Source organism: Palleniella intestinalis (assembly GCF_013166595.1).
Classification (GTDB): Bacteria; Bacteroidota; Bacteroidia; order Bacteroidales; family Bacteroidaceae; genus Prevotella; species Prevotella intestinalis.
This window is the reverse complement of record NZ_JABKKG010000003.1, coordinates 107,984-120,953: the sequence shown is the minus strand read 5'-3', so window position 1 is coordinate 120,953 and position 12,970 is coordinate 107,984. Positions and strand designations below refer to the sequence as shown.

Sequence of the window (12,970 nt, the reverse complement as noted above, 5' to 3'; positions counted from 1 at the left end):
CATACTACACATATATGCCTATATTCAAGACTGCAACTGTTTATATATCCCACAGATGTCACGGTTTATCTTCTCTGTGGAGAATGTCTTCAGAACAAATTCGCGAGCATTCTTCATCATGTCATTCCTGAGCTGCTCATCAGTAATCAGAAGTTCAAGTTTCTCAGCCAAAGCATCTGAATCCCCAAATGGGAAGGTGAGACAATTCCCTCCCTCCTCTATCACATCAGGCAGACCGCCGACCGGTGTTGTGACGACACAGATGCCATAAGCCCAAGACTCAAGCACAACCATAGGGAAACCTTCCTCATAGGAACACATGCAATAAATTGATGCCTTGCGAAAATAATCGTCCTTGGCCTTTCCTGTGATATATCCCGTAAACTTTACTGCAGAAGACAAAGACATTTCTTCTGCCATTTGCTTGTATCTCTCCACCTCGCCATTGCCAAGCATCCGAACTTTCCAATCCGGATATTTGTCCTTCAGTTTATGCCATGCCTGCAGCAACAGTTCAGGAGCTTTGTTATCTGTGAAATATGCTGCCATGATGATTAGTTTCTCTTTCTCTGCCGGAGCAACAGGAGGAACTTCCTCACAAGCATTGTACAATACTGTGGTTCTTGTTCTTATGCAAGGATATTCTTCCTTGAAAAGCTTCTCCCACTTTTTGGCAAGGAGGATTATCAAGTCAGCCTTTTTAAGATGCCACAGGAACAGCCGGTTGTCTGTATGGCTGCGTAACTGGTTTCCCATGTGAATGTGCATTATGATGCGCTTCCTGCCAACGAGTGCAAGCAGGAAAATCGGCATCTGTATCATAAGGCATATTCTGTCAGGCACTGTATGGAAATGTACAATATCGTATCTCCATATAATAAACAGTGCCACAAACCATGAACGGACAGCATAAAAGAGTTTCCACAGATAACTGCGCTGTATCTGTGTGCCCAGCCAATAGCAGGAATATTCATTCCATACAGGCATCTTCTCCATCAACTTTATGACAGTCGAGACACCTCCTGCAGATTGGCGTGCAGAGCCAACGACAAGGACTTTCTTCATTTGATCTTCAATTTCTGTTCGTGCCTCACAATCTCCTCATCACAGAAACGGCGTTTTAGGAGATGTGCAGGCACACCTCCAATAACAGAATAAGGAGGGAAGCTCTTTGTAACCACCGCTCCGGCAGCGACAATAGAGCCACGCCCTATCGTCACACCCTTCAAGATTGTGACATTGGCTCCTACCCATACATCGTCTTCTATAACAACCGGCCGGTCGTTCTCCGGAAGCTTTTCTTCTCGTGTCACATCAATGATATATTTACCAATGATGTCTGTACGATGGTCGCCTGTAATGATTGTCGGATGAGGACCAAAGATGACTTTCCTGCCTATCGTCAATGGTGCGTCGGTACAGTAAAACGTGCTTCCTTTGGGGATTGATGTGCCGTCGCCTATGGAAAGGTTCCACAAGCCCTTTATGTCGCTTGACATAGGACGTATGAACACACCTTTGCCACAACTTTTCATGCAACGCTTCCATACAGGTGCCCATATCCTGTCCCAAATATATGATGGCAGAAGGCTTATCTTATGAAGTATATCAAATATTCCCATAAGTTCAATGCTCTTTACTTTCAAGAGCTTTCTTGTACAGTTCTACAATCTGTTCCGATTTCCTTTCCCATGACAGTTCAACGGCTTTATTCTTGCAGTTTTGGGAATATCTGTCAAGAAGGCTTCTGTCGCGATACATGCGGTTCAGCTCTTCGGCAAAATGCATTGCCGACTGTTTCGGAGATGTCAACGGGATTTTTACACCGACATTTTCATCCACAACCGATGCCATACCGCAAGTGTCAAAGCAAACAACCGGCAGTCCTGCACAGATGGCTTCAAGGACTACTGTTGAGGTGTCCTCGTCAACAGAGGTGAACATGAACACATCTGACTCAAGCATTGCTTCATGGACATCCTTTGCCCTGACATGCCCCATCATCTCCACAGTTCCTGACAATCCATGCACTTTAAGGAATTCTTTGGTCTCGGCAACTTGGCGGTCATTGCCTGTACCATATATACGCAACCTGATGTTTGGATTGTCTGCACAGATCATTGCATTCAAAGCTATGTCAAGTCGCTTCCTGTATGAAAACTTTCCTACCCATATTACATTCAGGATTTCTCCCTTGAAACGTGACGGACATGTGGCATTATTGTCCATGTCACATGTATAGAATCCGGTCTCAGGAATAAGGGCGGACTCTCTGCCATAATATTTCTTTATGGCAACATAGCTGGCAGGGATAGAACTGATTAGGACGGATGCATGGTACAATGTCCTACGGACACGTGGGTAAAACACCATTTGCAAACGGTTCACGACATTCTTTACTGTATGGAACAGCTTAACCTTTGCTCCATTGGCATAAGCCATAGGAAACAGCTTCATGCCTCCTATCGGTCCCCATACCAATGGTATTTCACAACATTTCGAAACCCCGGCAAGATAGCCCGGTTCACGGAATCCTATCATGTTCAGCTGGTGAATCAGGTCTATGTCCTCTCCCTTTGCATGCTGTTCACTGATTATCCTTCTTGCTATCTCCGCTGTCTTCTGCTGCCATTTCCGGTAACTGAAATAAAAGCGCCAATCACCCTGGTTCCAACATCTGCGGCGAATCTCCGGTGTCACCTCATTATAATAGAAACGTATTCTTGAAGCGAGTTCAGCATTCTCAGCACAGCTCATCCATGCTTCTATTTCCGGGCGGTACTCACCTTCAGTAATGACATAACACTCGCTATGCTTGGCTATAGCAAGAATCCAGTTCCAGCCCATTCCTTGCTCGCTACCCATCCCCGGGCAACAGGCGTATGAATTAATAAGTATCCTTAACATTACATTTTGGACTTACGTCCATTTTTTCCTTTGTCAGTGGTTATTTTTATCTATCTCTCTTTAACAATTGTCCGGTAGAATCTTTATCCTGTCATGATACAGACTTACAACACAAAGCATCGTCTTCCTCCAAACATTCCTCCTCACACTCTTCTTCGTCGTCATCCTCTTCCTCCTCCATATTGTCATTGGCATTAAGGCACAAGGCTATCAACATACAGAATCCCATTCCTTTGCCGGAGAGAAACGAAGAGTCTGCCGTCTGCTCCATGGCAAGACAGAAAAACGACATCATTGCAACTTTGTAATATCTCATGTCCTTTATCTGGCTGAATGCGACAAGACGTCGCTTCCAAAAGATGAAAAAGAACAACACTCCTACGATACCAAACTGTGCAAGCGTCGGATAGTAGGCATCACAAATGAAACCGCCACCGGCATTCAAGCCCCAGACTTCATCCAAGCCATATTCGGGATAAAGTGGAGAATAGTATTTCCAGGCACCATTGCATGCAAATGACCCCATACCTGAGCCAAAAGGGAAATAATCCCAAAGAATAGCCCATGCAACCTTGTATGTCTCCGGACGCGCCAACTTCACTTCATTATTCCAACCGGAAACATAATAAGCATCGACACGCTCCCAAGTGACATAAAGCACCGCTGTCATCAACAACGATAGTATCACAATCGTTTTCGGCGACTTGAAATCAAGCTGTTTCTTGATAAAGAACAGCATACCCACAAACGCAACAACCTCGCCCATAAACTTGAACTTCGGAGCGAACAATCCTGTGCAAACCAGCGCAAGGGCTATAAACTTGTTCTTCTGCGTTTCCTCCGTGAAAAGGAACCAACTCATGCCTGTACATATCGCCAACTGTCCCAAAACTGGAAACTCAGCATTTGCGTCATTGACTGTCTCCGGATGGACTATTATCCAAGAAAACAGTGTGACAACCATTGTCCCAAGCATGATTTTCTTCTGCTTATCCGTAAACCGAGGGTTGAGAATCCATGTACAGAATATCACTGAGTAAGGGCGTATCTCCTGGATAAAGTCCAGCCATACTCCATCAGGATTACGTCCTATTGTCAGTCCATAGACTGTAAAGAGCATCAATATGCCCAGAAAGGCGTAATATTCATTCCATGGTCTCTTGTTTGTCGACCAGTTGCCACTGTTCAGGAAAGTGTACAGCATCAGTATCACCGTCATCACCTCATCCACATACATGAAGCCCGGCAGGTCATTATATGCTATGCATGTTGGGAAATACACAACCCAGAACAATGTGAAAAAATTTGCTATCTGGCTCATTTGGTTGTCAACTTACGCTTTTTATGTTGTTGAAAATATTCATTTCTTGTTTCTTTTCTTGACCGAATACAAAATCAGAGATGGGGCAACACATGAATCTACTCTTTCAATACTTAATGTGGAGTCTTCTTTCAAAGTATGAAAATAATCTTCCATTCCACTTTTGTTGTATTCGTCTGTTCCGTCTCCAAGTACTATGATATAATCCAAATCACCAATCCGTTCCTTGGAGTATGCACTATAGTAAAAAGTATTGGGACAACATGATTGCATTTCATAAAATGTCATCATTGGTGAAGCAATCCTGTCCGTATCTTTGAATTTCTGTCTTCGAATGAAATCTGTTATATTGCTATATTGTTTATCAAAGGGACTTCCAAATACAGGTAATGACAACAGTACAAATGCCGTTGAGGCTATTCCGACAATTATGCGATTCATCTTGTTCTTCTCCTCTGCCCATAGTGACAAAGAAACAATCATAGGAATAATAGAAGCCCACCAATAATATCCGGAAAAACGCCCTGCAAGATTAAAGAACACGATAGCAAAAATACCAAACAGTACTAAAAAATGGGGGGGGGTAATTCCTATTATTTCTGAATGATTTCATGGAATTGTTTAACAAAAACAAGACAATCGAAACAAACACGAGGGTTGCCATTGAGTGGTCGGCAAAAACAACCATTATTTTGTCAACAAGCGAAAATGAAGGAGAAGCGATTTCTTGTGCAGATGCAGACATTCCCATAATATGTACTTTTATGAAATCCTTCACTTTCAGGAATGTAGCGGAAGAGCCAAAAGTGTTCCACAAGAACGGTGACAAGAAACCATATACCCACATCCATATACAAGCGATAGCAAATCCGGCTGAGAATCCGACACCTGAGTACAATGCAATTTTTAGCATCTTACGATACGCCCTAAGGATAAACAAAGAGAATACGAATGCCGCGAACAGCCAAATAACAGCCTGAATACCGGCAAGCATAGTTAGTGTGCTGAATAGTACTATACCAATAGCACCTTTATTTGACTTATAGTATTTTATGACATAGTAGAAGCATGCCACAGCCATCAGCGCTGCTAACATATCCACACGTCCAAGACGATAAGTTGCACACATCCCCTTGAAAAACCAAAATAAAATGGAAAATGTCAACAGGAAAGTGTTTCCTGACCTACATCCACGCAACACTTCCACGACTTTTATAACCGCCCATCCCAGAATAACCGTTGTTAGCAATTCAAATAGTCTGACTTTTATCAATGAGAAACCTATAAGCTTCAGCCACAAGAACAACATCCATTGATACAAAGGCACATATAGTGCGAATGGATGGTATTCTCCCATTCCATACCACGCATGTGTACGCCAGTTTCCATACATAAGTAGGTTGGCAGACGAATCTGTAAACATGACTTCATCCACCCATGGAAGTTGGTTCTGTATTGTCAAAATATTAAAAACTAATGCTACTGCCGATATACCAAGATATATACGATTATCTTTGGCAAATCGCATAACAATATCTATAAGTCTATTCATTGTGATAATATTGTTGTGTCATTTAATATTGCAGGCATATTCCATATCCATAACGCGATGCATCTTACTTATTTTGAAACATCAGTCTTTCAATCTTTGTTTTATACTACTGAACATCATCAGCCAACTTTCCGGCAGCCAACGGCGTACCATTCTTTTAATAGAGAATGCCCCTTCTGCCCATGTCCCGGCATAATGGTGTATGGTTCTTGTGTTGTCTGTAATATGCATGCGTCCTGTTGTAACCTTTATCGGACAGAAATATTCCGAAGGGTAAACCCACACACCAGCAACTTCCTGTATTCCCTGTATTGAGCGCAAGCCGCAATTCTGCAACACTTGTGTCGCAATATGAACTACCGTAATCTGGTTTTTCATCACCTGCTCATACACAAAATGCCGACCTTCATACATGTCAAGCATTTTTTTCATTAATCCAAGACCGGAGACAACGCCAAGACCGAGACCAGGATTTACACTCATGACATTCCTTATCTTCCCATCAGGATCTGTCTCAAAACCCATGAAATTACCTTTTGCCAATATATCATCCATCGGACGTATTACCTCTACATCTGTATCAAAGTACACACCGCCATATTTGTACAGTATCCAGAAACGTGCATAATCACTCACAAAGGCATACTTTTCCACCTCATACGCCTCAGCCGTATATGGAATGATATTCACATCAAAATTATCTTCATTCCACTCCTTTATCTCATAGTCAGGAAGGTATTTCCTCCATGACGCGATACACTTCTCTGCCTCCGGTGGCAAAGGATTACGCCCGAACCAACAATAATGTATTATCTTTGGTATCATTCTTTTACTTTATAGCCAATCTTTTCAAGCCATTCCATGACCATTTTCATTCTCAATGCCCAGTCACCAAGTTTCAATGCTGTCTCGCGGTTTCTGTCAACCAATGGTTGGTAATCTTCTATATGCTCAAGAATATCCAGTATCTGTTCATTGACATTTTCTGCATCCAAAGTTATAACAGGATTATAGCTAACTAAATCCACAAGTTCTTTAGGAGCACGACCGAGCATAACCACCTGTGACAACATCGCCTCCCAATAGCGCTGAGTTAAGGTTTCAATACGACCTGTCTTTTCTGGTTGTGTATCACAACGTGGCAAAGTTATCGTTATCTTTGAATCTGCCATAGCATGGAATAGTTGTTCATTGCTATATATGTACTTACCATTTACATTAGTACATACATGATTCAGCCTTTCAGGCAATGCTGCGCTGAAAATCCGCTTGTTGCTGCGACCAAACTCCAATAAATCTATACCTCTATCTTTTAACAGACTACCTTCATAATATTTTGATGTATCAACGCCTTCAGAACAATATAAAATATTCATCTCCGGAAAACGTTCACGCATCAAATCGGCAGTCTGTGATGATGTGAATATTGCAGTCTTGACATTATGTTTTTCAAACCATAGGCATGTACGTTCAAACATATCCGGCCAGCAGTCCCAGACAAAAGGTATAATCTCATATCGTGCATAATCAGGAAATGTATCAAAACTTATTGATACCGGCTCTACAAACCTCAGCCGCACTTCTCTTCCACTCTTGAAAAAAGAAGGAAATTCAAACCTGAAGACCAAACCATGAAGGCAACGAAGAGGATAATGGCTTCCTGCCACTTGTCCTCCAACCTGTTCCCATGCTTCATAAGCAGCAGTCTTAAAGTTGCAACTTTCTGGATGTTGGTACGGTGCGACAGCCTTAATGGTTTTCATCATTTCAACTACCTGTTTAACTAATTATCCCATTGGATATTTATATTGTACCCAAATATATATGATGTCCAAAAATTCCATCAATCATTTCTATTTGGCAACACCAACTACCAAACATATTCACGTACAGACAATCTTAATTTTCTTTTAGCTTTTCGTCCAAGATCTTATATATCACTTCCATTTTATCCGCCAAAGTAACACTTTTCATATAATTTGACGCATTCCAGCAATGAATCCATTCATTATCGAATTTTGAGTATCCCATTCCAAGAATATCATCATTACCACTGTCAATCCTGCAGTGTTTCATTTCTGCGAACAATATTTCGTCAAAGTTTTCAATTTCATACAATTTGTAATTTCTCACACCAGTATCTCCATCCAACTTTGCAGAAGGTCTGAAATCCAAGGTCTTACCTTTAATATTGTCCATTCTGAAAAAGCAGAAGCCCGGCCACAGATATTTTATTCCTTTTCTACCGTATGCAAACACATGACCATAAAAAGGTTGCTTATCAAGAATCTTGTCTATATGAAAATCTTCTATACAGAAAATATCATGATCCAACAAAGCTACATATTGCGCAGCACTATGCTGTTGAATGAAATTCTTGAATATCCAGTTACATGCTATACCGTGTGAGAGACTTCCTGCCCCCCCCGAAAGAAAAGACTGTTTAGGAAGCCTCACATACCCGATGCCATACTGTTGGCATACCTCTCTGATTGTTTTTGCCACTTGAGTATCCGTAGAGTTATCAAAGACCGTATATCTATAAGGAGTTCTGAAATATTTCTGTAAGGTTCTTATCTGATATTCTATAACCTTCGCATTATTGAATGCCACTACTACAATTTCGCAATAATCACAATCAATTTTCTCATCTTTAATACCGACAAGTGCTTTTGTTTCTCTATAGTATGCTCTAAGATGAGCAGAAACATATATTTCCTTAAATATATAGCATAGTTTGTTATATGCTTTTTTCAAAAAAGAATAAATCTTCATGTGTACTTAATTATTTTGCGCCATAATCACTCTTCATTTTTTCAATATCGCATAACAATTCCCAATTTTCCTGAAACCACTCAATAGAATTGTTCCACCATTTTATTTCAATTAAAAATTCTATCGTTGCTTTGTCATAACGATAATCCATAATTTTCGCGGGTGTCCCTCCTACAATTGCATAGGGAGGTACATCTTTTGTTACCCAAGCATTAGCTAATACAACTGCCCCATCTCCAACATTAATACCTCCTATAAAGGTTACATTTGCACCTATCCAACAATCATTTCCTATATTAACATCTATTTCCCTCTGCTTAGCATAATACCTAAACTCCTCTACCATTTGTTTTCTTGCAAATGTAATCTGCTGAGGATTCTTATTTGTGTCTAATGAAAAGAATAAAGGGCATGTCGTTACAAAAGGAGCTTTCATTGGATGCGTAGCATTTACACATGAGACACCACCAGCTATAGATGTAAAGCGTCCAATGTCTGCATTCAGATGGGAATCAGCACCTATATATGTTCCAAGCCCCATTCGCCCATAAAACGAAGATTTAGAACCAACCATATTCATACCTTCAAATTCGCACCTATGTGACAAATGTGATGAATAGAAAAATTTAACAAGATGGTGATTCTTCAACTTATGGTAAATATATAGGAATAATCCAGAAATAAACTTATTTCTCTTCAATAGTCTTATTTTCATCATTTTATCTGTTTTATTGGATTCCCTATTATGAATAAAAATATTTTTTGAAGAAATTTATTACTGCTTATTTTATTTATCAACATGCACAAAATATACAAATCATACCTCCTGTAAAGATGTGGATACAACTTATGTGTTTGTTCTTTGTAAAGAACATGCTCTTCGAAAAATAGTTTATAGTAAGCAAGCTTTTCCCAAAACCCTTTATTCGAAATATCAAGATGTCCAACAAAATCTTCTGAAATATTCATACGAGGCTTACTTGCTTCTGAGAAATCTGTATTACAACACAAAACAGGGAAAGCACTTAAAAAAATATCACCTTGCCTATACATCCGGAAAAGACATTCTAAATCTTCGAATCGTCTAATCTTTTCATTAAATAGACATTTCAGAACCAGCTGTTTAGAATAAAGTGCCGCGCCCGTTCGAGGACAGAACAAACCGAATACATGCCATAAGAACTTATTTCGAATGATCCTATTATCATAATTATATGGCTTTATTACATTCTCACCATTTGCAACATAGAATTCACAACAAAAAAAGGAAACCTCATGATATTGCATTGTCAAACCATAAAAATGTTCCAATGCTCCCGTCTGTAATTCATCATCAGCATCCAAAAATACAATCCATTCACCTTGAGCATTCTTTACTCCAGTATTCCTCGCCTTGCTTGGTCCGCCATTCTCCTGCTGAATAAAAACGATTCGTTTGTCCTTTATAGCACGCACAACCTCTGCACTCCTGTCCGTAGAACCATCATCAACGATAACAATTTCGAAATCATCATAATCTTGAGATAAGACACTACGTAGTGAGCGTTCCACGCTCGCTTCTTTATTGTATAAAGGAATAACAACGCTTATCATAATACCTCATCCTCGCATTGGTTTAAAATCCTCAAGAACTATACTTGATGATTTATTTTTAATATAATAAAGCGGAACATTGCCAACCAACGAAGCCCAACCAGAAAATGTAGAAGGCGGTCCCATTATATAATCACATTGAGATAGGGCATACATATCTCCAGATACATTATTTACAGGATTAGGCAATATGGGATACTGCTGCGCAAATAGGGAAGATACACTTTCATTTGAGGCGACGAAAAAAACACAATTTGGTTTGAAAGATTTCACTGAATCCATATAACGCATGAAAACACTATCATCAAAATAGTATTTTCCACCCATATAGTTCTTATAATCACCTTTTCTGATATGAACACCAATAATTAGTTTTCCCAATTTTCGTTCACTTGCAAACAGCTCATCTATTGGTTCTGTTATGTTCTTGTTTGGAGTAAATATACGAAAAACTTCTTGCTTTACATTAGGATAATAATCCGAAGAGTCCATCCTGAATAAAAACCCATTCGTTTGGCAAGAGAAGTCTTATAAAACAGTTTTATCACTGAATTATAATAAAGTAACTTACGTGCAATCTTCCACACAAACTTTTCTCTCCACCCCCACAATGGCAATTTTATATATGGGCTATTACGAAAATTATCATAATATTTTAAAATATCTTCTGGAAAAAGAATAATGCACTTTTTCTTATTAATTATTGCCCAACCAACAGAATCAATATACGAGAAGAATCGATTACCTGTTTGCCCATATTCGTCATATATAACCCTTCTGCTTTCCATTATCTTTTCCTCGTATACTTGTGTATTTGCTCTAGTAGCGTTGCGAACTTTATCATCAACCAACTGGCAGCACCACCTTCTTTGTATATTTTTTCAAATGTACCAGATATCGGTGATGTCATAAAATTCATAGTTTGCCAACCGACTATTGTCGTAAGTGTACTGTATGATGATTTACACTCCTTAATTAATATTGATATTTCATCAGTTATCTTACCTTCTTTCTTTAATAACCTATAAATACTTTTATCCATAAATGGGCAAAAACTTTGATTTGCAGGAAAAAACATATGAAGATAATGTATGATTTTCGCATCATTCAGGTATTTCACACTCATACACGGTTGACAATTATAATGTCCGGACAGTTCTTCTATTATATATTCGAACTCCAAATTCGTCTTCATCAAAGCAGGCTCATCCTGACTCATCATCTTTTCAATAGCTGAATACCTCCAGTTTTCATTCCAACGTTTATAGAATTCATGAGTACATTCATTGTCAGCAACGTATAACACACCAGAATTAAACCAATATTCTTCTTTAGAAGCATCAAAACCAAACACATTTGCGAAATTAGCAACCACACTCTGCCGAAATGGAGACATCGTCAATGGAAGATGGTATTCCAATACCGCACCTATATAGCAGGTTAGTGTATCTATATAATCCAAAGTGCCAGCTATTACTGTGTCTGTATCCAAAAACAAGAAAGAGCCTTCAATATATTGGCGAATACTTGTCTTTATTTCACGAGAACGTCTCTTTGCATCATATTCTTCCGGTACAGGAATCACCACAATTTCTGTAATCAAATCAATGAAATCATGACATTGCTTTATATAGTTAGCGGTAGTAGCATCGCAACATACTCGCACTTCCCTATCTGCATCATAAAGACGAAGTGAATATACACTCACCCATATTTCTTGTAAAAACAAGTCTTCCTTTGATGCTATGAGAGCATAGACTATTTGAGTTTTCTTCATTTTAAAGGATGAATCTTTGCAACAAACCACAAGAACAACTTTAATATATTAGGATGGATTCTATAAAGAAACAAATCTAATTTCTCATAAAGTGAAAACATCTGGAGATCATTCATTCTTATATTCTCTATCACACATACAAGTTCCTTTTCCTGTTCACTTGTAAGAATATATTGTTTATGTTCTACCATATGTAAAAAACTTCTTAACATACGATATGCTTTCTCCGCACAGATAGGCAATATCTCATACATATCTTTGTGTTCCTTGGCAAACCAATATCTTTCATTAAAAGAGAGCATATTGTCAAACTCTCGTTTTATAGTTTTCGCAGATACTATATTCTGTTCGGAAAGACACATGCCATTTGCATTTCGACGATAGTTGTAACCAATATAAGGTATTGCAACAACTCGATTCGCTTTATACATAAGTTTATATGTTGTAGCAGTGTCTTCAAATATGCGTCTTGCTGGGTATTTTACACCTTCAAATAATGTTCTACGATAAATCTTATTCCAAGCAAAACTTAGAATTTCCTTATCTTCTAATATTTTTACGGTAGCCTCAATCCTGTCCATCACAATTTCTTTGCCATAACCAACAGTTTCGAATTTTCCATATGATGACTCCCATTTATATCGACAAATTACAACATCTGCATCATATTTTTCTGCTGCTAATTGCATTGACTCATACATATACGGATTCAGCCAATCATCACTGTCTACAAAACCTATATATTTGCCTTTTGCAAGTTCAATCCCGGCATTTCTTGCCTCTGACAAGCCTTTATTCTTCTGATGAATTACATGAATAACCTTTCCTTTTTTTTCACTAAACCTTTCATATTCATCACAAATCCTCCCAGAATAATCTGTTGAGCCATCATCAACAAGTATCAGCTCAAAATCTTGAAATGATTGTGCTAAAATTGAACCAAGACATTCTTGCAGATACTCCTGCACATTATAAACCGGAACTATTATACTAAGTTTTGGCATAAAATTTATCTTGTACGTGTTTACAGCAAACAAAACTATAT

Annotated in this window: 15 protein-coding genes; all 15 read right to left on the bottom strand. The window is 38.9% G+C overall.

Annotated elements, in window-relative coordinates:
- Positions 1-24 precede the first annotated feature (24 nt).
- Complete coding sequence (locus HPS57_RS05200; protein ID WP_172180886.1) at positions 25-1,065, bottom strand: glycosyltransferase family 4 protein; 1,041 nt, start codon at positions 1,063-1,065, stop codon at positions 25-27.
- Positions 1,062-1,622: an acyltransferase gene (locus HPS57_RS05195; protein WP_172180884.1), complete on the bottom strand. Its 561-nt coding sequence runs from the start codon at positions 1,620-1,622 to the stop codon at positions 1,062-1,064. The genes HPS57_RS05200 and HPS57_RS05195 overlap by 4 nt, the downstream gene beginning before the upstream one ends.
- 4 nt (positions 1,623-1,626) lie before the next feature.
- Positions 1,627-2,907 (bottom strand): glycosyltransferase family 4 protein, encoded by a 1,281-nt coding sequence (locus HPS57_RS05190; protein ID WP_172180882.1) that lies wholly within the window; start codon positions 2,905-2,907, stop codon positions 1,627-1,629.
- A 91-nt stretch (positions 2,908-2,998) separates the two neighbouring features.
- Positions 2,999-4,228, bottom strand: coding sequence for a hypothetical protein (locus HPS57_RS05185; RefSeq protein WP_172180880.1), 1,230 nt, complete (start codon positions 4,226-4,228; stop codon positions 2,999-3,001).
- A 39-nt stretch (positions 4,229-4,267) separates the two neighbouring features.
- Positions 4,268-4,669: a hypothetical protein gene (locus HPS57_RS05180; protein WP_172180877.1), complete on the bottom strand. Its 402-nt coding sequence runs from the start codon at positions 4,667-4,669 to the stop codon at positions 4,268-4,270.
- Positions 4,670-4,760: 91 nt separating this feature from the next.
- A complete protein-coding gene (locus HPS57_RS05175) occupies positions 4,761-5,780 on the bottom strand; it encodes an ArnT family glycosyltransferase (RefSeq protein ID WP_172180875.1) in 1,020 nt (339 codons plus the stop codon).
- 81 nt (positions 5,781-5,861) lie between these two features.
- Positions 5,862-6,605 (bottom strand): glycosyltransferase family 32 protein, encoded by a 744-nt coding sequence (locus HPS57_RS05170; protein WP_172180873.1) that lies wholly within the window; start codon positions 6,603-6,605, stop codon positions 5,862-5,864.
- A complete protein-coding gene (locus HPS57_RS05165) occupies positions 6,602-7,546 on the bottom strand; it encodes a hypothetical protein (RefSeq protein ID WP_172180871.1) in 945 nt (314 codons plus the stop codon). The genes HPS57_RS05170 and HPS57_RS05165 overlap by 4 nt, the downstream gene beginning before the upstream one ends.
- Positions 7,547-7,679: 133 nt before the next feature.
- Positions 7,680-8,555 (bottom strand): glycosyltransferase family A protein, encoded by an 876-nt coding sequence (locus tag HPS57_RS05160; RefSeq protein ID WP_172180869.1) that lies wholly within the window; start codon positions 8,553-8,555, stop codon positions 7,680-7,682.
- Between the two features lie 10 nt (positions 8,556-8,565).
- Entirely contained in the window at positions 8,566-9,273 is a 708-nt protein-coding gene (locus tag HPS57_RS14485) for a CatB-related O-acetyltransferase (protein WP_305849718.1), read from the bottom strand.
- Positions 9,270-10,148 (bottom strand): glycosyltransferase family 2 protein, encoded by an 879-nt coding sequence (locus tag HPS57_RS05150; protein WP_172180867.1) that lies wholly within the window; start codon positions 10,146-10,148, stop codon positions 9,270-9,272. Before HPS57_RS05150 ends, HPS57_RS14485 begins: the two co-directional genes overlap by 4 nt.
- Positions 10,149-10,154: 6 nt before the next feature.
- Positions 10,155-10,640, bottom strand: a complete 486-nt coding sequence (locus tag HPS57_RS05145; RefSeq protein ID WP_172180865.1) for an alpha-1,2-fucosyltransferase — start codon at positions 10,638-10,640, stop codon at positions 10,155-10,157.
- Entirely contained in the window at positions 10,610-10,936 is a 327-nt protein-coding gene (locus tag HPS57_RS05140; protein ID WP_172180863.1) for a hypothetical protein, read from the bottom strand. The genes HPS57_RS05145 and HPS57_RS05140 overlap by 31 nt, the downstream gene beginning before the upstream one ends.
- Positions 10,936-11,925 carry a hypothetical protein gene (locus tag HPS57_RS05135; RefSeq protein WP_172180860.1) on the bottom strand — a complete coding sequence of 330 codons (990 nt, stop codon included), beginning with the start codon at positions 11,923-11,925 and terminating at the stop codon, positions 10,936-10,938. The genes HPS57_RS05140 and HPS57_RS05135 overlap by 1 nt, the downstream gene beginning before the upstream one ends.
- Positions 11,922-12,929: a glycosyltransferase family 2 protein gene (locus tag HPS57_RS05130; protein ID WP_172180858.1), complete on the bottom strand. Its 1,008-nt coding sequence runs from the start codon at positions 12,927-12,929 to the stop codon at positions 11,922-11,924. Before HPS57_RS05130 ends, HPS57_RS05135 begins: the two co-directional genes overlap by 4 nt.
- Between the last annotated feature and the right edge of the window lie 41 nt (positions 12,930-12,970).

Coding starts and splice junctions, on each gene's coding strand:
- HPS57_RS05135 (WP_172180860.1), bottom strand. CDS start 11,925: ATGAAGAAAACTCAAATAGTCTATGCTCTCATAGCATCAAAGGAAGAC.
- HPS57_RS05195 (WP_172180884.1), bottom strand. CDS start 1,622: ATGGGAATATTTGATATACTTCATAAGATAAGCCTTCTGCCATCATAT.
- HPS57_RS05160 (WP_172180869.1), bottom strand. CDS start 8,555: ATGAAGATTTATTCTTTTTTGAAAAAAGCATATAACAAACTATGCTAT.
- HPS57_RS05200 (WP_172180886.1), bottom strand. CDS start 1,065: ATGAAGAAAGTCCTTGTCGTTGGCTCTGCACGCCAATCTGCAGGAGGT.
- HPS57_RS05145 (WP_172180865.1), bottom strand. CDS start 10,640: ATGGACTCTTCGGATTATTATCCTAATGTAAAGCAAGAAGTTTTTCGT.
- HPS57_RS05190 (WP_172180882.1), bottom strand. CDS start 2,907: ATGTTAAGGATACTTATTAATTCATACGCCTGTTGCCCGGGGATGGGT.
- HPS57_RS05130 (WP_172180858.1), bottom strand. CDS start 12,929: ATGCCAAAACTTAGTATAATAGTTCCGGTTTATAATGTGCAGGAGTAT.
- HPS57_RS05150 (WP_172180867.1), bottom strand. CDS start 10,148: ATGATAAGCGTTGTTATTCCTTTATACAATAAAGAAGCGAGCGTGGAA.
- HPS57_RS05140 (WP_172180863.1), bottom strand. CDS start 10,936: ATGGAAAGCAGAAGGGTTATATATGACGAATATGGGCAAACAGGTAAT.
- HPS57_RS05180 (WP_172180877.1), bottom strand. CDS start 4,669: ATGAATCGCATAATTGTCGGAATAGCCTCAACGGCATTTGTACTGTTG.
- HPS57_RS05185 (WP_172180880.1), bottom strand. CDS start 4,228: ATGAGCCAGATAGCAAATTTTTTCACATTGTTCTGGGTTGTGTATTTC.
- HPS57_RS05165 (WP_172180871.1), bottom strand. CDS start 7,546: ATGATGAAAACCATTAAGGCTGTCGCACCGTACCAACATCCAGAAAGT.
- HPS57_RS05170 (WP_172180873.1), bottom strand. CDS start 6,605: ATGATACCAAAGATAATACATTATTGTTGGTTCGGGCGTAATCCTTTG.
- HPS57_RS05175 (WP_172180875.1), bottom strand. CDS start 5,780: ATGAATAGACTTATAGATATTGTTATGCGATTTGCCAAAGATAATCGT.
- HPS57_RS14485 (WP_305849718.1), bottom strand. CDS start 9,273: ATGATGAAAATAAGACTATTGAAGAGAAATAAGTTTATTTCTGGATTA.